At 57.6% G+C, this 24,322-nt stretch carries 22 protein-coding genes; 13 read left to right on the forward strand and 9 right to left on the reverse strand.

Features of this window, described 5'->3' with window-relative positions; translation table 11 throughout:
* Nucleotides 1–7: 7 nt before the first annotated feature.
* The 4 genes from B150_RS20905 to B150_RS20915 form a co-directional block, all read right to left on the reverse strand.
* Nucleotides 8–1,126, reverse strand: a complete 1,119-nt coding sequence (locus tag B150_RS20905) for a type 1 glutamine amidotransferase domain-containing protein (RefSeq protein WP_020400272.1) — start codon at nucleotides 1,124–1,126, stop codon at nucleotides 8–10.
* A 72-nt stretch (nucleotides 1,127–1,198) separates the two neighbouring features.
* Nucleotides 1,199–2,446: a sensor histidine kinase gene (locus B150_RS20910; protein ID WP_162139698.1), complete on the reverse strand. Its 1,248-nt coding sequence runs from the start codon at nucleotides 2,444–2,446 to the stop codon at nucleotides 1,199–1,201.
* Nucleotides 2,430–3,125, reverse strand: a complete 696-nt coding sequence (locus B150_RS0112500) for a response regulator transcription factor (protein ID WP_020400274.1) — start codon at nucleotides 3,123–3,125, stop codon at nucleotides 2,430–2,432. The genes B150_RS20910 and B150_RS0112500 overlap by 17 nt, the downstream gene beginning before the upstream one ends.
* Before the next feature lie 50 nt (nucleotides 3,126–3,175).
* Nucleotides 3,176–4,579, reverse strand: a complete 1,404-nt coding sequence (locus B150_RS20915) for a S41 family peptidase (RefSeq protein ID WP_025897320.1) — start codon at nucleotides 4,577–4,579, stop codon at nucleotides 3,176–3,178.
* Nucleotides 4,580–4,794: 215 nt separating this feature from the next.
* On the opposite strand from B150_RS20915, the gene B150_RS22445 reads away from it, so the two are divergent.
* The 7 genes from B150_RS22445 (at nucleotide 4,795) to B150_RS20925 (ending at nucleotide 13,411) form a co-directional block, all read left to right on the forward strand.
* Nucleotides 4,795–6,309 carry a winged helix-turn-helix domain-containing protein gene (locus B150_RS22445; RefSeq protein ID WP_020400276.1) on the forward strand — a complete coding sequence of 505 codons (1,515 nt, stop codon included), beginning with the start codon at nucleotides 4,795–4,797 and terminating at the stop codon, nucleotides 6,307–6,309.
* Nucleotides 6,310–6,443: 134 nt separating this feature from the next.
* On the forward strand, nucleotides 6,444–7,979 hold the full coding sequence (locus B150_RS0112515) for an amidohydrolase family protein (RefSeq protein ID WP_020400277.1): 1,536 nt from the start codon (nucleotides 6,444–6,446) through the stop codon (nucleotides 7,977–7,979).
* Between the two features lie 153 nt (nucleotides 7,980–8,132).
* Nucleotides 8,133–9,509, forward strand: coding sequence for an NAD(P)/FAD-dependent oxidoreductase (locus B150_RS0112520; RefSeq protein ID WP_020400278.1), 1,377 nt, complete (start codon nucleotides 8,133–8,135; stop codon nucleotides 9,507–9,509).
* Entirely contained in the window at nucleotides 9,506–10,306 is an 801-nt protein-coding gene (locus B150_RS0112525; protein ID WP_020400279.1) for a DUF1365 domain-containing protein, read from the forward strand. The genes B150_RS0112520 and B150_RS0112525 overlap by 4 nt, the downstream gene beginning before the upstream one ends.
* A gap of 1 nt (nucleotide 10,307) precedes the next feature.
* The gene (locus B150_RS0112530) at nucleotides 10,308–11,528 is read left to right on the forward strand and encodes an SAM-dependent methyltransferase (protein WP_020400280.1); all 1,221 of its coding nucleotides are present in this window, start codon (nucleotides 10,308–10,310) and stop codon (nucleotides 11,526–11,528) included.
* On the forward strand, nucleotides 11,506–12,816 hold the full coding sequence (locus B150_RS0112535; protein ID WP_020400281.1) for an MFS transporter: 1,311 nt from the start codon (nucleotides 11,506–11,508) through the stop codon (nucleotides 12,814–12,816). Before B150_RS0112530 ends, B150_RS0112535 begins: the two co-directional genes overlap by 23 nt.
* Before the next feature lie 37 nt (nucleotides 12,817–12,853).
* On the forward strand, nucleotides 12,854–13,411 hold the full coding sequence (locus tag B150_RS20925) for a DUF3833 domain-containing protein (RefSeq protein WP_020400282.1): 558 nt from the start codon (nucleotides 12,854–12,856) through the stop codon (nucleotides 13,409–13,411).
* Between the two features lie 6 nt (nucleotides 13,412–13,417).
* On the opposite strand, the gene B150_RS0112545 is transcribed toward B150_RS20925, so the two are convergent.
* The 5 genes from B150_RS0112545 to B150_RS0112565 form a co-directional block, all read right to left on the reverse strand.
* A complete protein-coding gene (locus B150_RS0112545) occupies nucleotides 13,418–14,077 on the reverse strand; it encodes a DUF6134 family protein (RefSeq protein ID WP_020400283.1) in 660 nt (219 codons plus the stop codon).
* On the reverse strand, nucleotides 14,071–14,778 hold the full coding sequence (locus B150_RS0112550) for an SDR family NAD(P)-dependent oxidoreductase (protein WP_020400284.1): 708 nt from the start codon (nucleotides 14,776–14,778) through the stop codon (nucleotides 14,071–14,073). Before B150_RS0112550 ends, B150_RS0112545 begins: the two co-directional genes overlap by 7 nt.
* A gap of 68 nt (nucleotides 14,779–14,846) precedes the next feature.
* Nucleotides 14,847–16,382, reverse strand: a complete 1,536-nt coding sequence (locus B150_RS0112555) for a cryptochrome/photolyase family protein (RefSeq protein WP_020400285.1) — start codon at nucleotides 16,380–16,382, stop codon at nucleotides 14,847–14,849.
* 63 nt (nucleotides 16,383–16,445) lie between these two features.
* The gene (locus B150_RS0112560) at nucleotides 16,446–17,255 is read right to left on the reverse strand and encodes an IclR family transcriptional regulator domain-containing protein (RefSeq protein ID WP_025897301.1); all 810 of its coding nucleotides are present in this window, start codon (nucleotides 17,253–17,255) and stop codon (nucleotides 16,446–16,448) included.
* Between the two features lie 30 nt (nucleotides 17,256–17,285).
* The gene (locus B150_RS0112565; RefSeq protein WP_020400287.1) at nucleotides 17,286–18,434 is read right to left on the reverse strand and encodes a CaiB/BaiF CoA transferase family protein; all 1,149 of its coding nucleotides are present in this window, start codon (nucleotides 18,432–18,434) and stop codon (nucleotides 17,286–17,288) included.
* Between the two features lie 176 nt (nucleotides 18,435–18,610).
* Here B150_RS0112565 and B150_RS0112570 point away from each other — a divergent pair, with 176 nt between their 5' ends.
* The 6 genes from B150_RS0112570 (at nucleotide 18,611) to leuD (ending at nucleotide 24,317) form a co-directional block, all read left to right on the forward strand.
* Nucleotides 18,611–19,396 carry a citryl-CoA lyase gene (locus B150_RS0112570; RefSeq protein ID WP_020400288.1) on the forward strand — a complete coding sequence of 262 codons (786 nt, stop codon included), beginning with the start codon at nucleotides 18,611–18,613 and terminating at the stop codon, nucleotides 19,394–19,396.
* 125 nt (nucleotides 19,397–19,521) lie between these two features.
* A complete protein-coding gene (locus B150_RS0112575; RefSeq protein WP_026168363.1) occupies nucleotides 19,522–21,720 on the forward strand; it encodes a TonB-dependent receptor in 2,199 nt (732 codons plus the stop codon).
* Nucleotides 21,721–21,737: 17 nt separating this feature from the next.
* The gene (wrbA, locus tag B150_RS0112580; protein WP_020400290.1) at nucleotides 21,738–22,340 is read left to right on the forward strand and encodes an NAD(P)H:quinone oxidoreductase; all 603 of its coding nucleotides are present in this window, start codon (nucleotides 21,738–21,740) and stop codon (nucleotides 22,338–22,340) included.
* Nucleotides 22,341–22,358: 18 nt separating this feature from the next.
* Complete coding sequence (locus tag B150_RS0112585) at nucleotides 22,359–22,895, forward strand: VOC family protein (protein ID WP_020400291.1); 537 nt, start codon at nucleotides 22,359–22,361, stop codon at nucleotides 22,893–22,895.
* Between the two features lie 81 nt (nucleotides 22,896–22,976).
* The gene (locus B150_RS22450) at nucleotides 22,977–23,690 is read left to right on the forward strand and encodes an alpha/beta fold hydrolase (protein WP_155860051.1); all 714 of its coding nucleotides are present in this window, start codon (nucleotides 22,977–22,979) and stop codon (nucleotides 23,688–23,690) included.
* 9 nt (nucleotides 23,691–23,699) lie between these two features.
* The gene (leuD, locus tag B150_RS0112595; RefSeq protein ID WP_020400293.1) at nucleotides 23,700–24,317 is read left to right on the forward strand and encodes a 3-isopropylmalate dehydratase small subunit; all 618 of its coding nucleotides are present in this window, start codon (nucleotides 23,700–23,702) and stop codon (nucleotides 24,315–24,317) included.
* Nucleotides 24,318–24,322 lie beyond the last annotated feature (5 nt).

Below are 24,322 nucleotides of genomic sequence, written 5' to 3' on the forward strand. Positions count from 1 at the left end.
GCCTGCCCTACTGTGCTGCGTTCACGAGGTCAGCAAGGGCTGCGAGGTTTTCATCATCCGGGAAACGGGTTTTAAAGCTGACGAACTCTGCCTGCGCCTTTGCCGTGAAGCCTTGTTCCATTAGTGCCTGAATAAGGCTGGCCGAATACATCGGGTGGTCAAAATGCCGGCCCACAGCCTGCATGATCTCAAGCTCCAGGCGCTTGGCGTCCTGCCCTGATGCCAGCTTGTAGCTATAGAAGCCGTAGAGCGCTAGGTAGTTGAGGTCATAAAGCTCCGGCTCTTTCTTGAGCGCGACATCAATAAGATACGCGCCCGCTGTGCGCGCTTCCTGCACCAGCTTCATGGTCGCCTCATCCTTGAAATCGGTGCGGGCGGCAGGTGTCACGCCAAGCTGCACCAGAAGGGCTTCGGCCGCATCCGGCACCGCCATCGGGTTCTGCGCCGTGATCAGCTTACCGTCCACAGCCACATAGGGCAGCATGGGCGCGTTTTTCACATAGACCGCACCACGTGCTTTCAGCTCATCCTCCAGAAGGAAGGGCAACTCGTCAATCACGTCACCACCGAAGGCCTGTTCCTCAAGGTTGGTGAAGCTATTCACCCGCTTGCCCGCAACAAGGAAGCTGCCGTCCGCCAGCTTGACGTTCACCAGCGCCGCCGGGCCGTGGCATACCGCAGCCACCGGCTTGCCGTGCGCAGCAAAGCTGGTGAGGAAAGCGGTTGTGGCTGCGTGGGTCGGCAGGTCGAACATGGCACCGTTACCGCCAATCACCAGCACAGCGTCATAATCGCCTGCGTCCGCATCCGCGCTCGCAATCGTGGCAGCCAGCTGCGTGAGCGCAGGGGTGTTGTTTTTGAAGTCCTGCATGTAGGCGAGGTCGTCTTTTTTGGTGTGCACCAAAAGCGCACCGCCCTTGGGGCTGATCAGGTCTACCGTCACGCCGTTCCGGTGCAGCACAAGGTAGGCCTGTGCCAGTTCTTCAAGGTCGTAGCCCAGGTTCTCGCGCTCGGGCGTGCCATGGCTTGACACCACAACGGCAACACGCGGCTTGGCACTATCAGCGAAACCGGGGCTAGAAAGCGTCGCGAAGAGGGCGACGAGCAGGGCAAAAGTGAAACGCATGGGGGTCCTCCATATCTGTCGTTATGGAATGACGATAGGGAAGCGCGTGTCGTGACTTTGTGAAGATGACGCTCAGGCAGGCTGAAAGTGCAGCACGACGGCAAACTTACCGTCCGTGGCGGCGGTTTCCACCCGCCAGCCCATCACGTCGCAGATGCGCTGCACAAGGTATAACCCCTGCCCGAGCCCGCTGCTGTGGCTGCCTTTGCTGTGGCTTGATAGCGGATCATCGGGTAGCGGTTCGCCCATGGGGTTGGCGAAAATAATGCACCCCTCGCGCGCCGTGATATCAAGCGCCGGGGCTGCACTGTGGGTGACAGCATTTGTGAGCAGGTTGTTGATCAGCAGGGTCAACAGGTTGGCGTTTGCCCCCACCGTCAGGCTTGCCGGGATATCGATCGTGAGGTCAAAATCATCCCGGTTCGCGAGGTCAGGGTGCCGCACCACACAGTTTTCAAGCGCGTGCAGGAACACGACCGGCGCCACCGTCTGGCTTTCCTCGCGCGCGAGGGCGAGAAGCGTGCTTATGGTTTGCTCAAGCTCCTGCACTGTGGCTTTCAGCTGGGCGGTTTGCTTCTCGCTCAGCTGCGCCTCCCCCACGCATTGCTGGGCAAGGTTTTTGAGGATCGTTGTGGGTGTCCTGAGCTCATGGCTCACGTCGCGGGTGAAATCAGACTCGCGCTGCAGCATGGCTTTTACATGCAAGAGGCTGCGCTCAATCTCCCGCGCGAGATAACCGACCTCATTGTCGGGGAAGGATGCGGCAAAACCGGGCTCCAGCTTGTCGACATCAATGGCTTCCACCTGTTCCTTGAGCGCCACCAGCGGCTTTGAGGCCGCACGCGCCACCGGCCACGCGATGGCGAGCGCAAGGGCACTGAAAAGCGCGAGCACCGCCACAAGCGTGAGCGTGACATAGGGCAGATACTCGCCGCCCACTTCGAATGCGCCAACATCCGCCACCAGAATGCGCGTGTCGCCCGCCAGTTGGATTTTTCGCAGGTGCCATGTGCCGCCCTCTGGCCCCGGGAATTCAATACGCGCCGGGTCGCGCAGGTGCTGCTCATATATATCGCCCGGCAGCGCTTCCCAGCTGTCATAAAGGGTCAGGAACTGGGCACGCGGCGGCACCAGCTCGCCCGTCGCCCTATAGTGCGTTTCAATATAGCAGGCTTCGTTTTCAACCAGCTTGTTGAACACATTGTCTTCCACCACCCATGAGTAGCCGAGCAGGAGCAGGCTGTAGCACAGACAGGTGAACAGGGTGAATGCGGCAAAAAGCCGATAAATGCGAGTCCTGATGCTATGCTTCTGCTTCACTGCCTGCATCCAGTTTGAAACCAATGCCGTGTATGGTTTTGATCATGGCGCTGCCGAACGCCTTATCCACCGCTTTCCTCAGTGTGTAGATGTGCGAACGCAGGGCGTCACTATCGGGGAAATCATCGCCCCACACCTTGGCAACCAGCTCATTCCGGCTAACGGCATTGGGGTAGGCGTCGGCAAGTTGGGCGAGGATGGCATAGTCTGTCGCGCTCAGGTCAATCACTTGCCCCGCGCGGGTGACCAGCCGCTTGCCGGGGTCGATCACCAGGTCACCAATGGTGATGGTGGCGGAGCGGTGGAGCTGATGCCGCCGCGCAAGCGCCTGGCACCGCATGGCCACTTCAGCCAGCTCAAACGGCTTGGTGAGATAGTCATCTGCGCCGGCGGCGAATCCCTCCCCCTTGTCAGCAAGGCTATCGCGCGCGGTCAACATCAGGACCGGCATATTGATGCGCCCCTTTGCCTTGAGCTGCGCGCAGAGGTCAATGCCGTCCGCGTCCGGCAGCATCAGGTCCAGCACGATCACGTCAAAATCGTGCGCCTCCACAAGCGCGAGCGCCTGCCGCCCGGTGTCGGCATAATCCACCACGAACTGCCGCGCGCTCAGATAGTCGTGCAGCTGTTCGGCTATGGCGTGATTATCTTCAACAATCAGGACGCGGGTATGGTTCATGTTTATCCTTCTGGCCCAAATGGCGTTCGGGGGCCGAAGCCCCCTTCATATCAGCGCTTTTCCGCAATAAGTGCGAGCGCTTTTTCCATTTCCACATCACGGCCCGCCTGCAGGCTTTCCTGCGTGGCGCGGGTGTAGTGGTCCGGTTTTACCCCGCCGGGCGCCAGTGAGCCGCTGGGGCGAACCAGCATGCGCGTGGTGATATAGGCCCGCAGCTGAGAATGCGGCAGGTTAAAAAGATTGCCCTGCGCGGTCTGGTTCGCATTGCCGCCGGTTTCCTGCCCCACAAGGGTGGCAAAGCCAAAATCCTTGAGGGTGGAGGCGAACACAATGCCTGAGGAATAGGTGACCGGGCTGATCAGCAAATAGGTATCGCCCTTAAACCGTATATCCTCGCCCATCGGGTCGGTCCAGTCGTCCCATTCGGTATCGATGATGGTGCCCACAGCGCCCTTGTGGTTCATGAAGCCGCGGTTATCGCTGTTCAGCTTCTCGCGCAGGTGTGACACCATACGGAACGGCTTGCCCGCGATGTAGCGTGTCAGATACTCGGCGGTGTCGGTGTTGCCGCCAGTGTTCTCCCGTACGTCGATGATGAGCGATGTTGCACCCGCCGCGCGGAAGGCCTTGAAGGCTTCATCCGCAAAATCCTCGAACCAGTCAGGGTCGACATCAAAATGGCCCACGTGCAGAAGCGCGGTGCTGCCCGGCAGCATGCGGTGGTAGAAATCTTCGTCCTCTGCCGCGTCCGCACCGACTTCTTCCCAATCATCAAGGTTGGTGACCGCAACGGTGCGTGTGCCTGCACCGTCTTCCAGTTCCATCTCAAAATCACCGGCGATGCCATACACTGCCCATGCGTAGATGAAGAAACGTTCGGCCACAAACTGCTTGCGCAGGTATTCCGTCTCGCCGCCCACATAGCGCTGCAGGTTTTTGGTCAGCTCCGCCGCCGGGATACCGCCGATGGAGACAATACGGCTACCCGCCGCAACCTGACCGCCCGATGCGCTCCGGTAGCCTTCCTTTATCAGGATGCGGTCTTCAAGGTCGATATGCACATCAAAGGGGAAGGGCTTGGTGCCCGACGCCTTCAGGGCGTCATATTCCTGATACGGCCATATGAGCATGGAGTGACCGTCACCAAATTTGTGCGTCAGTTTGCCCACATGGCGGAAAAACTCAAGCCGGGTAAGGGGCGTATCAATCTCCGCCTTGATCTCAGCGACCGCAGCCTTGAGCGCCGCCTGGTCGGCATAGTCAGCAAGGCTTGGGTGGCGTTCAAGCGCGCCAAAATAGAAGGCGTCCACATCCTCGCGCAGCTCGTCAACCGGCAGTTTGGTGCTCATGAGCGCGGGGTCTTCAAGCGGTGGGAAAATTTCAAGGTGCGGTTCCGAACATGCGCCAAGAAGGCATGCAGCGGCCAGCATTAAAAGTGAGGGTATCCTCGCCATCGTAGGCTCCTTTTCCATATTTTGAAGGACCCTCGCACAGGCGATGTGAAGCTTTTGTCAAGGCGAGCAGATGACAGGCCCATATTGAGGTCAGCCTGTTTTCCTAAGGCTGAAAAGCATGCGCGCTGAGAATTTTTTCGTCGTGAAATCAGGATGATAATCATTATACTGCGAGCAATGAATTTCTTTGATCCATGCTCTCTAAGGCCCAATGCGTGACCAGATATATCCAGACCGGCGATCTGCAGATTGACCCTCTCGCCGGGCAGGTGTGGCGGGACGGCGAGGCAGTTAAAATCCGACCGAAAACGTTTGAACTTCTGGTGCTGCTGGTTGAGGCGCGCGGTGCCCTTGTCAGTAAGGAAGAAATCCTCAGCCGTATTTGGGATGATGTCAGTGTTGACGAGCAGGTGGTGTTTCAATCGGTCAAGGAACTACGCAAGCTCCTTCAGGTAGCCGATGCGATTAAAACCGTGCCAAGAAAAGGGTATGCTTGGACGCTGCCGGTGGAGGGGTTTCATGAACCCCAAGCGGCAGAGGCGCCAAGGTATTCTTGGACTGTCTGGCACGGCAAGGTACGGCGTTTGATACCTGTAGTTTCTTGTCTCGTGATTGCGGTGGTGGCGGCCTTCCTGTTTTTCATGAAGCCCTTGAGCGCCCCTATTCATGCAGGTTCGGTCATCGTTCTGCCGGTGGCGAATTCGCTAACGGATACGGATCATCGCTGGGTGCGCTATGGCGCAATGGACCACCTTATCCACCGGTTGCCGGTCACCGATTCGTACGGTGTCTATCAGGCCGGCGATGTGCTTGACGTAGTGAAGCGCGCGGGTATTGCCAACCAACAATTTAGTCGTGCCGATGTAGCGAAAATCTTCGCCGTGACGGGTGCTGCGTTGGTTGTTGAAGTCACGCTCGCTGGCACACCGCGCGAGTATCAGATCCTCTACCGGCTTCATGAGCGCGGCGGTATGGAAAAAGGTGCGCTGCTGACTGACCGCATTGACCTCGGGCTTGATCAGTTGGCCGAGGTTATAACCCAAAGGCTTGGGCAACCCGCACTCGTTGAAGACAGCGAGTACCAGTCCGATTTTGCCAATGAGATGATTGCGACCGCATTAGAGTTGATGCATGGCGAGGACTTCGCATCGGCTGAGAAATTTCTGGCGGTTGCTGCGACATCAGAGCCCGACAATATTGTCGCCAAACGGTTGCTCATTCAGGCATTAGTGCATCAGAACAAGTCGGAGGAAGCGCGCCTTGTCTTGGATGAGGCCTTGCCAAAGGCAGGCGCTTCCGGCAACCGGCACGAACTGTTGCGTCTCAACTATTGGGCGGGCGTCGACAGGATGCGGAACGGCGAATGGGAGGCAGGCCTCGAATTCCTCGCCAAAGCGACTGTCGAAGGTGAGGCTCTCAAGGAATGGCTCTATCTGGGATATATCGCAGAACTCAGAGGGCATGCACAGCGTGCCATGGGGAACCTGACCGAGGCAGTAAACCTCTATGAGGAAGCGATTGACTTCCACAAGGTTATCCAGTGTCCCTATGGGCAGGCGCTTGGTCACCTGAACCTCGCACGTATCTGGTTCGATCTTGGCGAAGTGTCTACATCGCGTGGGCATGCTGATGAAGCGGTTCAACTCATCGAAAGCCGTGAGCTACACTCCCTCGAGCAGGAGGCTGCTGCATGGGTGGCCAGCCTGAACGAGAAAACGGTAATGCCGTGAAACCAAGGCATCAGGCCGGAATTTCAGAATTTTTCAGAAGATTTCATTGGCGCGATCCACACGTCGCTCGCATCTGTTCAGCACCCATCGGCGCAATCGTTGCGCCTTCATGCAAAACAAAAAATGGTGCTGAAATGCAAAAACACCTGTTTGGTACTACACGACGTTTCACGAGGAAAACCCTGACAACACTGACCTGTGCTCTTGCGCTTTCCGCAGGCGCGGATGCGCAATCAGGTAGTACTCAAGACCAAAAGATCGCCTTTGTCGGTGCGACGGTTGTGAGCCCGCATCTTGCTTCGCCGATTGAAGATGCGGTCGTTTTGGTGCGTGGCGGCAAGATTGAAGCGGTTGGTCCCGCCTCGCTTGCAGTCGGTGAAGACTATGAGACCATCAACCTTGAGGGGCGTTACGTCGCCCCCGGTCTGATTGACGCCCACATGCATTTCTTCCAATCTGCCAGCGCCTTCACGCGACCGGATAGCTTCGACTTCAGCCAGATAAAGCCCTACAAGGATGACCGAGTCTGGGTTGAAAACCATATCGCTGACACAGCGACCCGCTATTTGATGAGTGGTGTCACCGCTGTCGCTGATATGTGCGGGCCGTCCCTCAACTATAAAGTCCGCGCTGAGGCCCGTGCATCGTCCTTTATGCCGACGGTGGCTACGGCTGGCGCCTGCATAGCAAGCTTTGGCGCGCCGGTGCTTGACTTGCAAGATGGGGACCCGGTTTTCCAGCATGCCACATCAGCCGAGGCGGCTGTTGCTTTTGTGCGTGAGCAGCTTGCCCTCAAACCGGATATGATAAAAATCATCTGGTCTCCGGACGGTGGTGAAACACCGCAGCAGCTCTTCAATCTGTTTGAACATGCAATCAGGCTCGCGCAAAACGAAGGCATTCCGGTTGCCGTACATGCCACTGATCTCGCGAACGCCAAAATGGCGGTCCGCGCCGGTGCAAGCATTCTGGTGCACGGCGTGATGACGGAAGCCATTGATGACGAGTTTATCGCGCTCGTCAAACAGCACAATGTGGTCTATGTGCCGACCCTCGCCGTTCACGGCAAGATGGGGGCAGTGGCGCGTGATGACCTTACTTTTTCCTCACATGAGCACAAGTTGGCGCATCCCGATATTCTGGCCAGCTTTGACACTGCTGCGGCACAGCCTGAGAAGGCTGGCATGATGGTGCAGATGATCCGCAAATATATGCCCTATGTGGACGCGGGTGCTGCGGACGTCGCCAAGCTTTCACCGCAAGAACAAGCTATTGTTGGCCAGCTCCGAGGGTTTTTCTCACGCCAATTGACGCTCATCCAGCGGGCAAACCTAAAGCGCATGTATGACGCGGGCGTTACCCTTGCGCTTGGTACCGACGCTGGCAACCCGGGTGTGGTGCACGGGGCGTCCATGCTGACCGAGATGACAGAATGGCAGCATGCTGGCCTGCCGCTTCCCACTATTTTTAAAGCAGCGACCTTGAACGGCGCAAAGGTCATGAAGATGGAAGCGTTCATGGGCTCCATCGAGGTGGGGAAATGGGCAGATTTCATGGTGCTGGACGCCAACCCGCTAAAATCGCTTGAAAGCTATTCGTCGGTTGCGGGTGTCGTGAAACACGGCAGCTATATGAGTGCGGCGCAATTGACGGACCGTCTTGAGGAATAGCTATTCCTGCCTCTGCAAGTGCACCGAAAACATCGGCTGGCGGACTGCGCCAGCCGATTTTCTGTTTTCGGCCGCTCATCAAGCGGTACCTTCGGAATGATCTGACCTTCCAAATGCGACGTATCCAAATCTACACGCTTTTGGAGATCATCCGTGTATTTCGACCCCCTTTTAAAACGTCAGGCTCCCGGTAAACCCTCGCCTAAAGTCGCGGTTATCGGTTCAGGAATTTCCGGCCTCTCCTGTGCATGGCTACTAGGCAAAAGCGCGGATGTCACCGTCTTTGAGGCGAACGATTATATCGGCGGACACAGCAATACTGTTGATGTAAGCGTGGGCGGTGTGACCTTCCCGGTCGACACCGGCTTTATCGTCTATAATCCGGTTAATTACCCCAATCTCTGTGCGCTTTTTTATAGTCTGGATGTGCCCTCACGCGAGACAGACATGTCTTTTTCCGTGTCGCTTGATGACGGGCGGTTTGAATATGCGGGTGGGGACCTGAAGGGGCTTTTTGCCCAGCCGGCCAATATATTTTCGCCTCGCTTCTGGAAGATGCTGACAGGCATTTTGCGCTTTTACCGGCATGCCGACAGGTTCCTTGATGAAGCGGAAGGCACTGATATCTCGCTCGGCGATCTCGTGGCGCGCCACGGCTTCTCTCGCGCCTTCATTCGTGACCACCTTGCCCCGATGGGCGCGGCCATCTGGTCGAGCAACTGCGATGATATCCTCGACTATCCCGCAGCATCTTTCCTGCGATTCTGCAAAAACCATGGCCTGACACAATTAACCGACCGGCCGGCGTGGCGCACGGTCATGGGCGGTAGCCGTGAATATGTGAAGCGTCTCGTGGCGACATTCGACCGCCCGGTAGTGTTAGGCGACCCGGTCGTTGAAGTCCGCCGGGAAGAAGGCATCGTCCGTGTAACAACCCTGTCCGGGCATCAGGATACGTTCGACGATGTGGTCTTTGCCTGCCACTCCGATCAGGCGCTTGCGCTGATGAAGGAACCTGACACGCGGTTGGCGGATGCCCTATCGGCGATGCGTTACAGCCGGAACCACGTGGCGCTGCACACGGACCTCGGTCTCATGCCGCGCCGCCGCGCGGCCTGGGCCAGCTGGAATTATATCGAACGCCGGGATGGCCCTATGAGCGGCCCTGCCGTCTCCTACTGGATGAACAACCTGCAGCACCTGCCGACCGAGACACCGGTGATCGTGACCCTGAACCCGGACCGGGAGATCAATGAGAGCGCGGTGCTGGGGCACTATGAATATGATCACCCGATCTTTGATCGCGCCTCCCACGAGGCCCGCGCGAAGCTTTGGGAACTTCAGGGCGAAGGCGGCCTCTGGTTCTGCGGTGCCTATCTTGGTGACGGCTTCCATGAAGACGGCATTCAGGCTGGCCTCGCCGTCGCGGAAATGCTGGGCGGTGTGCCGCGGCCATGGTCGCTTGGTGGCCAAAACGCGCGGATTGGACTACCCGACGAGCTGCTGGCAAAAAGCGAGGTCCCTGCATGACGGTGCGCCTCAACCCAGCGCTCTATACCGGTAATGTCTGGCACAAGCGGACACGGCCCAAGGTGCATGCTTTCCGCTACCCAGCTTATTACCTTCTATTAGACGTTGACGATTTTAGAGCTGAAAAACCCAAGCTTCCGTGGTGCCTTTCCCTCAACCGGGCCAATCTTTTTTCCGTCTATGAGAAGGATTTTGGCCCGCGCGATGGCACGCCGCTCCGGCACCATGTGGAAAGCCTGTTGACCTGGCCTGTCGGTCCCGCGCGCATCATGATGCTCACCATGCCGCGGCTGTTTGGCTATGCCTTTAACCCGATCACCGTCTACTTTTGTTATGATACGAATGGTGCGCTGACCGCCACCATCTATGAAGTGCACAATACCTTCGGTGAGGCGCACTGTTATGTCTTCGAGCCGGGGATGGAGATGGACGCCGTGCCCATGCATGAGGCACGGAAAACCTTCCATGTTTCGCCCTTCTATCCGGTTGAAGGGCACTACAGGTTCAGCCTGCGCCAGCCTGAGGAGCAGTTTGCCCTCGCTATCCGCTACTTTGGTGCGGACGGCAAACATGACCTGACGGCGTGCCTGAAGGCGAAGCGGCGACCGCTCACATCGTCCGCGCTCATGAAAGTTTTTGCCAGTATCCCGCTCGTTACCTTCAAGGTTACCGCCGCCATACATTATGAAGCTCTTCGGCTTTTCCTGAAGCGGCTGAAAGTTTTCTCCAAGCCACCCCAGTCCGACCAGCGCACTGAGCTTGCGCGCGCGGACGTACGCAATACGAAAAGAGGATAAAATGGACGGCAGCTTTACCAGCCCCGATGCGCCTGCGCGTGTCAGCCTGCGCGAAAAAGTTTTCGCCAGTGTGCTCGGCCACCTTTCGGAGGGTACGCTCTGTGTCTCCTTTCCGTCGGGCCATGTGCGGACCTTTATCGGCAGGCAGGACCCAACGCGTTTTCAGGCCACCATGCATATCAAGCGGTGGTCGGCGGTTGCGCGCACTTTGCGCGGCGGCGCCATTGGTCTTGGCGAAAGTTTCATGGACGGGGACTGGCATAGCCCCGACCTGACCGCACTGCTGCAGCTTCTTGCCGCCAATATGGACCGGCTCGAGAGCAAGTTACCCAAGCTTGGCGCCTTCAAGCTGATTGACCGTATCGGCCATTTCTTCAACCGGAATACGCGTAAAGGCAGTCGTCGCAACATCGCCTATCACTATGATCTGGGTAACGACTTTTACCGGCTATGGCTTGATGCGAGCATGACCTATTCCGCCGCGCTGTTCGACCAGGGGACGACTGATCTTGAAGCAGCACAGGCACGCAAATATGCCCGGCTGGCTGAAGCGGTGGGCATCAAGGCGGGCGATCATGTGCTTGAAGTGGGCTGCGGCTGGGGCGGCTTTGCCGACTATGCGGTCAATGTGCTCGGCGCGCGCGTGACGGGCGTCACCCTGTCGCAGGAGCAACTTGCTTACGCGCAGGCGCGCCTCGCGGCAACACCGGGGCGGGACAGGGCCGACCTGCGCCTCTGTGACTACCGCGACATAGAAGGCGAGTTCGACCATATCGTCTCGATCGAGATGCTCGAAGCGGTTGGTGAACAGTTCTGGCCCACGTATTTCGGCACACTGAAGGCACGGCTCAAGCCGGCTGGGCGCATCGGCATTCAGGTGATCCGCATTGATGACCAGCGTTTTGAGGGCTACCGTCGCGGTGTTGATTTTATCCAGAAATATATCTTCCCCGGCGGCATGCTGCCGTCTGACGAAGTGCTGAAAGCGCGCTTCAGCGCGGCCGGGCTTACCCTCGCTGACCAGCTTGATTTTGGCCTCGATTATGCCGAGACGCTCAAACGCTGGCACCAGAGTTTCAATGCGGTGCTAGGTGACGTGCGGGATCAGGGCTTTGATGAGCGCTTCATCCGCATGTGGCAGTTCTACCTTGCCTATTGCGAGGCAGGATTCCGCGAGCAAACAATCGACGTCAGCCATTATGTCCTTGGCCACGACAGGTAACAGGCGCAAACTCGGCGCGCGGCATATCATCTATGGTTTGCCAGCTGCGTGTTTCGCATTCCCCCTGGTGCCGTTTGCGGTCTATCTGCCGAGCTTCTATGCGACTGACATGGCGCTTGGTTTTCTTGTTGTCGCCATCGCGCTGTTCCTGTCGCGCCTTGTGGACATGATCAGCGACCCGCTTGTCGGCATGTGGAGTGACGACACAGGGAACGCCTGGTGGCACCGCAAGGGCTGGATAGTAGCAGGGGCAGTGATTGCAGCCATAGCGCTCGTGTTCCTTTGCCGTCCCCCGGCGCAGCCATCAGCGCTTTACCTTGGGCTCTGGTCCGCCATTCTTTATATTGGCTGGACCATGGTAATGGTGCCCTATCAGGCCTGGGGCAGCGAACTCGCGGAAGACGATGGTGAGGTCGCCACCTATACCGCCGCGCGCGAGGGATGTTCGCTCCTCGGTATGCTTGCAGCGCTCAGCTTGCCCATGTTTTGGGATGGACCGCTCTTGCCGTCCATCCCAAATTTTCTGCTACCGATTGGTGTTGTAACGCTTGTTCTCGCGCTTTTCCTGTTGCCCCATACCGCGGCGTCGGACGCTGTCAGACCGCGAAGCCGGTTTGCGGACCTCTGGCAAGTCTTTCGCACTGCCGAAGTGTCGTCCCTGAGCCGGGTGTGGTTCCTGACCGCAACCGCAAGTGCCATACCGGCGGCCTTGTTCCCTCTATACGTCCAGCAGGTGTTGGAAGGCTCAGGTGGGGAAGAAAATCTCGCGGTCCTCCTCTATTTCATGACCGCGGTGCTGGCCATCCCGCTCTGGGCACGCGCCTCAAGGGGCAGGAACAAGAAGCGCCTGATGGCGGCCGGCATGGCGACAGTATGCCTTGTGTTCCCAACCGCCGTGTTCCTTGGGCCCGGCGACACCGACCTCTTCCTCATCGTCTGTGTGCTGAGTGGTGCTGGCCTCGGTGCCGAGCTGGTGCTCGGCCCCGCAATCCTTGCCGATATCATCCGCGCGCGGAAAAAGGCGGGGCAGGCTGGTCTCGCTGCTATTCACTTCGCCATTTGGGGCATGCTTGCCAAGCTTGCCTTCGCGCTCGCGATCCTGCTGTCGTTCGGCCTCCTGGCGCTTTTTGAAGGACTATTGGGTGAAGGCGCCAGTGCTTTTGCAGTCGCAGTGGTCTATGCCCTTCTGCCCGCGCTCATCAAAGTGGTGGCAACCGCCGATTTGTGGCGGAAATCCGGCACACTCACGCAAACCGGCGACGGCGCGAATGCGTATAGAGAACCATGATCTGATTGAGGAGGCCAGGATGCGATGCAAGCCGATTATGTTGATCCTAACCCTGTTGACCCTTAGCGCATGTGGTATGACCATGACGGAAAAAGATTTCGAGAACCAAACCCCAAAACTGGTGCTGGAGGACTATTTCAGCGGCAACCTTGTTGCCACTGGCCTGTTTGAAGACCGGTTCGGCAACATCAGGACCCAGTTCACGGTGGATATCACCGGCACTTTCGATGGCAAGACCCTCACGCTTGATGAAAATTTCGTCTATTCGGACCAGAGCACCGAGTTCAGGCGCTGGGTGATCGAGAAAACAGGCCCGAACAGTTATAGCGGGACAACGGAAAATGCCATTGGGGAAGCCTTGGGCACCGCCTCCGGCAACAGTTTTCACTGGACCTACAAGTTCCGCCTCAATGTGGGGGACGACGTGTGGAAGGTGAAGTTCGATGACTGGATGGTGCTGCAGCCGAATGGCGTGCTTCTCAACAAGGCAACGGTTTACCGCTGGGGCATCAAGATTGGCACCGTATTCCTGTCATTCCGCAAGCAGGCAGCGGTGGAGGCGGCGGATGGTGAGCCAGCCCGCCTCGCTTCCTGATCGCGCTTAAAGCGCCAAATCAATGGTGTTGGTGCAGGTGGTGCAGCGAAACTCGATAAGGCTTCCGTCGGTGTGGCGGAAGCTCATGCCCAGCCAGTTTCCTTTTTGGTCATAGGAAGTATCGATCTCAAGTTCGCCACGCACGGCATAGGTTTCGCCGTCCGCAATGGTGCTTTCCCTGTTCTCCGCTTGGCCGATACGGACCTCGTTCAGGCGACCGGTGATGGTGTTGAAAAGCGTGTCCACACCCAGTACATCCGCGTTCCAGTGGTTTGTGGTCATGAAGCCCGGGTCAACGGATAGCACTTGTCCACTGCTGTCCTCCGCGAGATAGATATCACCCTCACGGCGGATCTCGGTCTCTGACACTTTGCCGTTGTCGTCCACTTTCGTGACAACGCTCTCAAGCCCTGCCTCAGACCATAGCTCGGTGGACCGGTAATGGTATTTGTATGCCGTGATGAAAAGGAATTTCACTTTCATCCGCGTTTCAGACACTACCGTGAGGGTCTCGCCCTCACGGTGGAAACTGATGTCATGGGTGCCGATCTCTTTGCCGTTCCTCAGCACCTCATAGCTGTTGACGGCATCGGCTGCGGTCGCGGCACTTGTGTTCGCCACCAGAAGCAGCGCGGCACCGGTATAAAGTTTGATCCCTCTCACCATATGATCCTCTCTCCCTTGTGGTCGAAAAAGTTGCCGCTGTCTGCTGGTTTCAGTGCGGCGATGACATCCAGTAGCCTGCGGGCAGCCAGGTCAGGTGCCTGCACCTCAAGGCCCGATTTTGCGAACGGGCGCGTCAGCCCTGTGTCCACCGTGCCGGGGTGCAGGGCCACGCAGATGGCGTCCTTTGCGCGGCGCGCGAGCTCCGTCGATGCGGTCCTGACGACCTGATTTACCGCGGCTTTTGATGCGCGGTAGGAATACCAGCCGCCCAGTCGGTTATCGCCAATGCTGCCCACACGGGCGGAGAGGATGGCAACGACAGCGCGTTCACGTTTTGATAGCAGTGGCAGGAAGTGTTTCAGCACAAGCGCGGGGCCGATGGTGTTGACCTTGAAGCTTTCCAGCATGGCGTCGGCGTCGAGCGCCGACAGGCTTTTCTCCGGCATCATGCCGTCGCCATGCAGCTTGCCGGTTGCGACAATGATCAGCTTTGGGGTCATGCCACCTGCTTTCACTTTGTCGGCGGCGGCGCGGATGCTGGCTTCATCACAAACATCAAGCGGTGTGGCGCCGCCCTGCCGGCTGAACCGGTAAACCCGGGCGTATTGCCCGCCAGCTTCAAGCTCGTCGCACAATGCTGCGCCGATGCCGCCGGTGGCGCCAATCACGATCGCGGCACTGTTTTCTGCGCTGGGTTCCATCTGGTACTCCTTACCTTAGATCTACGGAAATCGAGCGGGTGTAGATCATGCGATTGTCTGCCAGCGCTTTACAGGGAAGCGAGGAATCTCTCTGCCGCAGCCAGATAGTCGGCCCGGGTATCCGCATGCATGCGGTCCCAGGTGGAGTAGGTGTTCCGTAGCCGTGCGTTGCTACCAATCCGGTCGCGGTTCCGGTCAAGGAAATGCCAGTAAAGCGCGTTGAACGGGCAGGCGTCCTCGCCCACCTTGCGGTCGGCGCGGAAACGGCAGCCACTGCAATAGTCCGACATCTTGTTGATGTAATTCGCGCTCGCCGCATAGGGTTTTGAGCCCAGGAGGCCGCCGTCGGCAAACTGGCTCATGCCAAGCGTGTTGGGCAACTCAACCCACTCAAGCGCATCTACATAAACGCCGAGGTACCATTCGTGGACCTCTTTGGGGTTGATGCCCGCAAGCAGAGCGAAGTTGCCGGTGATCATGAGGCGTTGGATATGGTGGGCATAAGCCAGCTCCATTGTCTGGCCGATGGCGGCTTTGAGGCACGCCATCTCTGTCTCGGCTGTCCAGTAAAAGTCGGGCAGGGGGCGCTTGGCCTCGAGGTGATTTGCGTCCACATAATCCGGCATTTTAAGCCAGTAGATGCCGCGCACATATTCGCGCCAGCCGATGATCTGGCGGATAAAACCCTCCACAGCGTTAAGGGGCGCACGTCCTTTCTTGTATGCTTCTTCCGCGCGGCGGCACACGTCAAGCGGATCAAGAAGGCCCACATTGATGTAGGGCGACAGCACGGAGTGGTAGAGGTAGGGCTCACCCGTCAGCATGGCGTCCTGATAGTCGCCAAAAAGCGGCAGGGCGTGGCTGATGAAATAGTCGAGGCATTTTTCTGCGTCCGCCCGTGTCACTGCATAGCCGAAGCCTTTGAGCTTGCCACAGTGCGTATCAAACGTTTCGCCCACCATGGTAATGACATCTGCGGTTGTCTGGTCGGGTTTGATACGCGGTGGGCGCGGCATGAAAAGGTCAGTGCCCGCAGGTTTGCGGTTCTCTGCATCGAAGTTCCAGCGCCCGCCCTCGGGCTTGTCGTCGTTCATCAACAGGCCGGTCTTGCGCCGCATCTCGCGGTAGAAATATTCCATGCGCAGCCCGCGTCGCCCTTCGGCCCACGCGGCAAACTCGTTGCGGCCGCACAGGAAGCGTGTGTCTTCAAGGGTCTTAACTGGTATATCAAGTGCGTTCTCGAGTGTACCGACCATACGCTCCACCCGCCATTCGCTGGGCGCTGTGAACACAAGCCTATCGGGTGACAGGCGCTCGACCGCGCGGGCGATTTCGCCCTCGAATGTGCCCGTGTTCTCTGGAGCATCAAGGGTCACATAGTCAACCGACCACCCCGCTGCTCGAAGCTCATCGCGGAAGTGACGCATGGCGGCGAAGAAGAACACCAGCTTCTGTTTGTGATGATTGACGGTCTCGGCTTCAGCAGCCACCTCAACCATCAACACATGGTCCTGCGCGGGATCAGCCGCCTTCAGTGAGGCCATATCCATGCTGAGCTGGTCGCCAAATATCACCAATAGATTGCGCGGTTTCATCAAAGCCATCTCCTAACCCGCTTTCATACGCGAAGCGGGCAGGGGTGGACCTTTAAACCGAGGAAGGCTTGGCTATCCGTTCAGGGCGTGAACGAGGGCAGGCCATTTCTTGAGCGAGGCTTCGATCTCAAGAGCTGCGTTCTGGAGGAGCGGTAGTCGCGACTGGATCAACTCTTCCTGCTTGATCCGCGTTGTGGACGTGGAGCAGTTGATGGCCGCGACGATGTTGCGATTGGGGTCCGAGATCGGCACGGAGACCGATACAATGCCGTAATCCAGTTCGTCCTGCGCGCTGTCATAGCCACGCATGCGCACCTGCTGCAGCCGCTTAATAAGCTCGGTCTTGCCGGTAATTGTGTGTTCGGTGAATTTCTGGAACTTGGTGGAGGCCAGATAGTCGTCAATCACGCTGTCCGGCTGGTAGGAGAGCAGTACGCGGCCAAGCGATGTTGCATAGGCCGGAAAGCGGGTGCCCACACTTGCACCAAGGCGGATTTTCCGGTTGGTTGATACATGCGCGAGATACAGGATGTCGGAACCAGACAGGATCGCGAGTGAGGAACTGTCACCCGTTTCATCGCGAATGGTCTGCAGGAACGGCAGCACAATTTCTTCAATGTTCATCGAACTCAGGAAAGCCCAGCCGAATTCAAGTGTCTTGGGTTTCAGGAGGAACTTCCTGCCCGCGCGGCCCATATAGCCAAGTTCGACAAGCGTGTTCAGGCAGCGCCTTGCAACCGCGGGGCTGAGGCCGGTCTTGACCGCTACTTCGCTCAACTGCATCTCGGGGGCGTCTGCGTCAAAGGCTTTCAGGACTCTCAGTCCACGCTCAAGTGTAGAGAGAAACTCAGGGTTTTTCTCGGCTCTTGAAGTATCGTCCACTGAGGTTGCTCCCTTTTTGCTCGCTCCTGATTAGTTAGCGGACCCAGTGGTTTTGTAAAGCGCTTTTATGGATGCGTCATGCTCGCCAAGGGTCGGGGGAGCGGCTACTTCAGTCGCCCGTTCGCCGTCATAGGAAATCGGGCTGCGGATGGTGCGGAAACGGCCTTTTTCAGCGTGTTCGGTCTCAAGCAACAGGCCCATATGTTTGAACTGCGGTGTCTCGGTCACCTGCTCGGATGTGTAGACAGGTGAATGCGGCACCTCACCCTCCGCCAGAATGGCGCACCATTCATCAAGCGACTTCGAAAGGAAAATCGGCTTCAGGTAAGCGATGATATCCTCATAGTGCTTGATGCGGGCCATGCGTTCGCCAAAGCGCGGGTCTTTGAGCATGTCTGGTCGGCCTACGGCCTCAGCAAGGTTTTCCCAGAATTTGACAGGGGACGACATGTGAAGCGCCAGCCAGCGACCATCAGCGGTCTCGAACACATAGGACTGTGACACGGTGGGGCGGCTATAAGCGTCCATCACCTGACCGGCGGAGAAGAAATGCGTGAAGTCGTCAAGATTGAAGTGGCACATTGCCTCGAGCATCGACACTTCCACAAGGCGGCCTTTGCCCGTGCTGTGCCGTTCAAAAAGTGCGCCCATGACGCCGTAAGCTGCATAAAACCCCGTGATGGCGTCTGCGATGGCCGGGCCTACAACACGCGGGTTCTCAGGGTTCACCAGTAGGCGCAGGAAGCCGGTTGCCGCTTGTGCGACCGTATCAAACGCCGGGCGGTCCTTATCAGGGCCGTCTGGACCGAAGCCGGAGATTGAACAGTAAACCAGTTTGGGGTTGATGGCCTGCAGCCGCTTGGCATCCACATGCAGGCGATCAGCCACGCCCGGCCTGAAGTTCTGAATGAAGACATCAGCTTCCGCAACCATCCGGTCGAGGACTTCAAGATCTTCCTCAACCTTTGTGTTGAGCGTGACGCTCTTCTTGTTCCGGTTATAGGTTTGATAGTGCGGGCTATAAAGTTCACCCTTGTAGGCGCGGAAGGGGTCGCCGCCGTTCGGGTTCTCAATCTTGATCACTTCGGCACCGAGGTCCGCGAGAAACATGCCTGCAGCAGGACCCGTAATAAAGGTTCCCATGTCCAGAACCTTCACGCCATTCAAGACCTTAATCATATGAGATCACCCTTCTTGCCGGTCGTTAGTCTGCGCGTTGCAAGCACGCCTTCTTGTTGCTTCCTATACGATATTCGATAATCGAAAACAAGTACGTATATCGAAAAAACTTTGACACAAGATCAGCCGTCTTATAGCTTTTGTCTCAATTCATTCTCAAAAATTGAGGTACAGCAATGCGTATAGGAAAGACTGACGCGCCCTTCAGCGCTATTTCGACATCCACCCATGAGACCATCACTGTGCGGGGAAAGGACCTGTGCGGCGATATCATGGGTAAGGTCGATTTCACCTCCTATTTCTGGTTCCTCGTGACGGGCCAGGAGCCCTCTGAAACCCAGGTATATTTCGCCAATGCGGTGCTGGCTGCTATCGCGGAACATGGGCTTGTGCCGAGCGTAGTGGCTGCAAGAATGACTTACGCTGCAGCGCCCGAGGCGTTTCAGGGCGCGGTGGCGGCAGGCCTTCTTGGCTGTGGCACGGTGGTGCTGGGAAGCGCGGAAGTCTGCGGCCGTTTCATTGCGGATCTGTGTGCTAAGGCGCGGGAATCAGGCGACATTGAAGGGGAGGCCCTCAAGGGTGTGCAGTCCCTTCGGGTTGAAAAAAAGCCAATACCGGGCTTTGGTCACCCGCTTCATAGCGAAGGGGACCCTCGTGCCAACCTCCTGTTTTCCATGGCGGAAGAAAAGGGCGTTGTGGGGGAGCATATCACCATGCTGCGTGCGGTGAAGGCTGCGATCCCCAAGGTGCTGGGCCGCGAGTTGCCCGTCAATGTGAACGGCGCCATTCCGACCGTGATGCTTGATGTTGGTTTCCCGCTCGCAGCGCTCAAGGGCATTTCGCTTCTCGCGCGCACCGCCAGCCTTATCGGCCACCTGCAGGAAGAAAGCGAGCGCGGCATCGGTTTCATCATGTCTGGCGCGGCTGCTGAGGCGATTGATTACGACGGGCCAGGTGCATGAAGTCACAAAATTCGATTAACGAACTTGACTTCGATAATCGAATAAATTACACAGCGGATCAGGGAAGTGAAAATTCGCACAACTGTGTTCTGAGTTCTTGAGGTGTGCACCTTTGGGAGAAGGTCATGAATACGAGGGAAGTGAAGCGCTCGCTTTTGGGCGGAACGTCTATAATTGCTGCAATGATGATGTCGCCCGCTGTGGTCGCGCAGGACCAAGGCAGCGACGAGAGCGGTTTTGCGCTTGAGGAGATTGTCGTCACCTCACGCCGCAAGGCTGAAAGTCTGCAGGAAGCACCGGCCGCCATCACGGCCTTTACATCCCAGAAAATTCAGGATGCAGGTATTGAGCGCCCGGCCGACTTTGTCGCGCTGACGACAAACCTGACCCTCATTGAGACCCAGAACGCGGGCAATGCCTTTGTCGTTCTGCGCGGCATCACTCAAAACCGCAATTCTGAACCCTCAGTCGCGGTGGTGATTGATGGTGTACAGCAGGTGAACCCCGCTCAGTTCAACCAGGAACTGTTTGACATCCAGCAGATCGAAGTGCTCAAGGGACCACAGGGTGCCATCTATGGCCGCAACGCCATTGGTGGTGCCATTGTCATCACCACAAAAAAACCGGGTGAAGAGACCGAGGGCAGCATCTCCGCCGGCATCGACAACGGACCGGGCTACAAAATCCGTGGTAGTGTCGGTGGCCCGATTGGCGATAGTGGCAAACTTAAATACCGCCTGTCTGGCGCTTTCATTGATACCGACGGCTACATCAACAACGAATTCCTCGGTGAGGAAGCGGACCCCTATCAGGACCTGTCGCTGCGCGGTAGGCTGATCTGGGACGCCAGCGACCGGCTGAGCGTTGACCTGCGCGCCTCGATGTCACGTCTCAAGACGCAGGCATTCTACTATAACATCGTCACCGACGTGAACGACACCAGCCTGCCAGTGCGGGTGAACAACGCGGGCCAAAACGACCGCGACATGAACTCGGTCTCGATGCAGATAAACTATGACGTTGGCGGTGGTACCATCACGTCGACGACATCGTTTGACACGCTTGAGGAAATCCTCACCGGCGACGCCTTTGACTTCCTCCCCATCGAGGAGTCGCTCTTTTACCAGATTCTCGGTGTTGACCTGAACCAGAGCCAGTTCCTTGATGTGGAAAGCTGGAGTCAGGATTTGCGCTTCGCCTCGGATAGCGACGGTCCGCTGCGCTGGATGGTCGGCGGCTATATGATTGGCACCAAACGCTACATCTCAACCGGTAACCTTGTTGATCTCGGGCAGGGTGTCACACCGGTTTACCGTGAACCCAGCACCAACCCGAATAACCCCCAGGCCACCTTCCTCGCGGACGAGCAGGACAATTTTGCGTGGGCGGTTTATGCCGATGCGACCTATGACCTGACCGACAAGCTGGAGCTCAACGCCTCGATCCGGTACGACGAGGACGAACGTGAGCAAACCACGCTGACGCCGACAGAATATCTCCCCAACGTGGAAGGTATTCCGGGGGCGGTGAGCGGGGAGGTGCGCACGGTTACCTTCAGCGAGTGGCAGCCAAAGTTTACTCTGCGTTATCTCGTGAACGATGACCTTACCTTCTATGGTGGCTACAGCACCGGTTTCCGCAGTGGCGGATTCAACCAGTCTGGTGTTGGCGCCATCGCTGTGGCGAATGGCATTGTTGGCGTGAATGACATTTTTGAAGCCGAAGTGGCGACAACGTTCGAGCTTGGTTTTAAAAGTGAACTGCTGGATAGCAGGCTGACGCTGAACGGTAACGTCTTCACCACCAAGTCGGAAAACAGCTATTTCTTCGTCTTCCTTGCCGCCAACTCGACCCAGAACCTGGGCACAGTGCCGGAAGGCCGCCTGAAAGGGCTCGAACTTGACGCAAGCTACCGCGCCGCACCCGGCCTCGATTTCAATCTGGGCTTTGGCTACACCGACAGCGAGATCAAGGAATTCCAGGATAGTTCAGTGATCGGCAACAAGCTGCCCGGTGTGTCCGAGATGACGCTGAATATGGGTGTGCAGTACAGCACGGAGATTGCCGACGGTGTCACTCTTGTCACCCGCGCGGATTACCAGCGTATCGGCAAAACGTGGTGGGACCTGCCGAACTCCACCGTTCGTAACCCGGTTGACCTCTTTGACGCGCGTATCAGTGTCGAATGGGGTGACGGCTGGGCAGTGACCGCATGGTCACGCAACCTTTTCAACGAAAAATACAATGCGGAATTCTCGCCGGGCGGCTTTGTTTTCAAGGCCAAGCCGCGCCGCTACGGGCTTGATATTTCCAAACGATTCTGATCGAGCAGGAGCCAAGGATGACAAAGATACTGGTGCTATATTATTCCGGCTATGGGCATACGGAAGTGATGGCAAAAGCGGTGGCCGAAGGGGCCGGTGCGGTTGACGGAGTGAGTGTCACCATCAAAACCGTGCCTGAACTTGTGCCGGAAGAGGTGCTGAAGGCTAGCGGCATGAAAACCGAACCGTCGCACCCGATCGCGGACCCCAATGAGCTGAGTGACTATGACGGCATCATCTTTGGCACTCCAACGCGTTTTGGCAATATGGCGGCACAGATGCGCAACTTCCTTGACCAGACGGGCGGCCTCTGGATGAAGGGGGCGCTTGTGGGCAAGGTGGGCAGCGTGTTCACGTCCACGGCAAGCCAGCACGGCGGGCAGGAGACCACCATCACTTCTTTCCAGACGACGCTCTTTCACCATGGTATGGTGGTCGCAGGTCTACCCTATTCGTTCGAAGGCAATGCCATCATGACAGAGATATCTGGCGGCACCCCTTATGGTGCGTCGACAATCGCCGGCGCGGACGGGTCGCGCATGCCGAGCGAGAACGAACTGGCTGGTGCCCGGTACCAGGGCAAATATGTCGCAGAAATCGCTGCCAAGCTGGCAGCCTGACGAGAGGGGAGAGGACTGATGAACGCCAACAAAAAGATGCCCACCCGGCTGCATCACACCGCCTATGTGACAAAGGACCTTGAGGCCACGCGCCAGTTCTATGAAGACGTGATTGGCATTCCGCTCGTCGCGACATGGTGTGAAAAAGAGGAACTGTTCGGTTCCGAGCGTATTTTTGCGCACTGCTTCTTTGAAATGGCGGACGGCAGCGCGCTGGCGTTTTTCCAGTTCGCGAACGAAGAAGACCATGCGCTCTTTGGCCCCGAGCAACCGGAATCCCCCTTCATTCATATCGCACTGAATGTAGACGAAGAAACCCAAGCGGGCATTATCGAGCGTATTGCCAAGGCTGGCATTGAGGAGCCTGACACCTACATACTGGACCACGGCTACTGCAAATCTGTCTATGTGCGGGACCCGAACAGGATGCTGCTTGAGTTCACGACCGATGCCCCCGAAGCGGACGGCCTGAAGGCGGAACGCCGCGCCAAGGCGCGGGAAGACCTCAAGCGCTGGCTTGGGGGTGATCATACCTCCAATAATGAGGTCCGCTAACTGGTGCAGGCGGAAGGGCGCGACATCGATGTAGCTGGCGGCACGTTGTCTCTTCGCACTCTCGGTGAAGGGCCGGCGGTCGTGTTTCTGCATGGTTGGGCGCTCGATCAGCGTATGTGGCGACCGCAATATGCGCTTGCCAAGGCTGGATACCAACTAATCACATTCGACCGGCGCGGTTTTGGTGCCTCCTCCGCCCCTCCGGATCTTGGGCGGGAGCTGGACGATATTTCCCGTGTGCTGGATGCGATGGGGCTCGACCGTGTCGCGCTTGTTGGTATGTCTCAGGGCGGCAGGGTGGCTCTCCGCTACGCGCTGGCTAACCCTGGACGTCTGACCCATCTGGTGCTGCAAGGTGCGCCGATTGACGGCTTCCCCACCCTGCCACCAGCGACCGAGGCAGTTCCTGTCGCAATGTTCCGCGAGCTTCTAAAGGATGGTCATGTGTCAGCCTTTCAGGATGCGTGGTTGAACCATGACCTGCTGAGATACGACCGCTCCGTCGCGCCGGATGTCATAGCGCAACTCGTGACCGGTTACGCCGGGCGCGATCTGCTCGAAGGGGTGCCCGATAGCTACGCACTGAATGTATTTGAGGGGCTTTCTGCCCTTCATATGCCCTCCCTCTATGTGACTGGCGAACATGACACAAGCTGGCTGAAAACAGTGGCGACGAGCTTTGCTTCCTCGGTGCCGAACGGTCATGCATGCTTCATTCCCGGTGCGGGGCACATGTGCAATGTCTCGGTGCCGGAGCGCTATAACAGCGTGCTCCTTGATTTTCTGCGCTCATGAGCCGCGCCGATGCAGCCTTTTCACGCCGTCCGTTCAGTGCCAACGCCTTTCCGCCGGGCCAATGTCGATACAGACATGATCATCCCCGCGCGCTTTATGAAAAGCATCACGAAGGAAGGCCTGGGCTCAAATGTATTTCGGGATATCCGCGAGGGTGCCGACGGGGCTATTAAAGAAGCCAGGGTTTTTGATGATCCCCGTTTTTCGGGCAGTCAGATTTTGCTGGCCGGGATGAATTTTGGCTGTGGCTCGAGCCGAGAGCACGCGGTGTGGGCGATCGCCGGTTACGGCTTCCGCTGCATAATTGCCGAAAGTTTCGCAGAAATTTTTCAAGGCAACTGCCACAAGAACGGCATCCTGACTATCTCACTTCCAGCTTCCGAAATAGACACGCTTGAGACCGCCGCACGAGAAAAGCACGAAATCAACGTAGATCTGGAACGCAGGTATATCGAGCGGCCGGACCGTAGCAGACTGGCATTTGAGGTGAGGGATGATGTCAGGGAAAACCTGCTTTTCGGCCGGGACGAAATCGCACAAACCCTGACATCTGCTCTCAGTATTTCTCGTCATGAAGAAAGGGCGAAATCTCGCACGCCCTGGCTCTTCTCTGGTCAAATCCACTGACCGAG

Source organism: Kordiimonas gwangyangensis DSM 19435 = JCM 12864, from assembly GCF_000375545.1.
Taxonomy (GTDB): Bacteria; Pseudomonadota; Alphaproteobacteria; order Sphingomonadales; family Kordiimonadaceae; genus Kordiimonas; species Kordiimonas gwangyangensis.

Excerpts from the sequence above, each read along its gene's own strand:
- B150_RS20905 (WP_020400272.1), bottom strand. The coding sequence starts at position 1,126 with ATGCGTTTCACTTTTGCCCTGCTCGTCGCCCTCTTCGCGACGCTTTCT.
- B150_RS0112500 (WP_020400274.1), bottom strand. The coding sequence starts at position 3,125 with ATGAACCATACCCGCGTCCTGATTGTTGAAGATAATCACGCCATAGCC.
- B150_RS20915 (WP_025897320.1), bottom strand. The coding sequence starts at position 4,579 with ATGGCGAGGATACCCTCACTTTTAATGCTGGCCGCTGCATGCCTTCTT.
- B150_RS0112515 (WP_020400277.1), top strand. The coding sequence starts at position 6,444 with ATGCAAAAACACCTGTTTGGTACTACACGACGTTTCACGAGGAAAACC.
- B150_RS0112525 (WP_020400279.1), top strand. The coding sequence starts at position 9,506 with ATGACGGTGCGCCTCAACCCAGCGCTCTATACCGGTAATGTCTGGCAC.
- B150_RS0112530 (WP_020400280.1), top strand. The coding sequence starts at position 10,308 with ATGGACGGCAGCTTTACCAGCCCCGATGCGCCTGCGCGTGTCAGCCTG.
- B150_RS0112535 (WP_020400281.1), top strand. The coding sequence starts at position 11,506 with ATGTCCTTGGCCACGACAGGTAACAGGCGCAAACTCGGCGCGCGGCAT.
- B150_RS20925 (WP_020400282.1), top strand. The coding sequence starts at position 12,854 with ATGTTGATCCTAACCCTGTTGACCCTTAGCGCATGTGGTATGACCATG.
- B150_RS0112545 (WP_020400283.1), bottom strand. The coding sequence starts at position 14,077 with ATGGTGAGAGGGATCAAACTTTATACCGGTGCCGCGCTGCTTCTGGTG.
- B150_RS0112550 (WP_020400284.1), bottom strand. The coding sequence starts at position 14,778 with ATGGAACCCAGCGCAGAAAACAGTGCCGCGATCGTGATTGGCGCCACC.
- B150_RS0112555 (WP_020400285.1), bottom strand. The coding sequence starts at position 16,382 with ATGGCTTTGATGAAACCGCGCAATCTATTGGTGATATTTGGCGACCAG.
- B150_RS0112565 (WP_020400287.1), bottom strand. The coding sequence starts at position 18,434 with ATGATTAAGGTCTTGAATGGCGTGAAGGTTCTGGACATGGGAACCTTT.
- B150_RS0112570 (WP_020400288.1), top strand. The coding sequence starts at position 18,611 with ATGCGTATAGGAAAGACTGACGCGCCCTTCAGCGCTATTTCGACATCC.
- B150_RS0112575 (WP_026168363.1), top strand. The coding sequence starts at position 19,522 with ATGAATACGAGGGAAGTGAAGCGCTCGCTTTTGGGCGGAACGTCTATA.
- wrbA (WP_020400290.1), top strand. The coding sequence starts at position 21,738 with ATGACAAAGATACTGGTGCTATATTATTCCGGCTATGGGCATACGGAA.
- B150_RS0112585 (WP_020400291.1), top strand. The coding sequence starts at position 22,359 with ATGAACGCCAACAAAAAGATGCCCACCCGGCTGCATCACACCGCCTAT.
- leuD (WP_020400293.1), top strand. The coding sequence starts at position 23,700 with ATGCAGCCTTTTCACGCCGTCCGTTCAGTGCCAACGCCTTTCCGCCGG.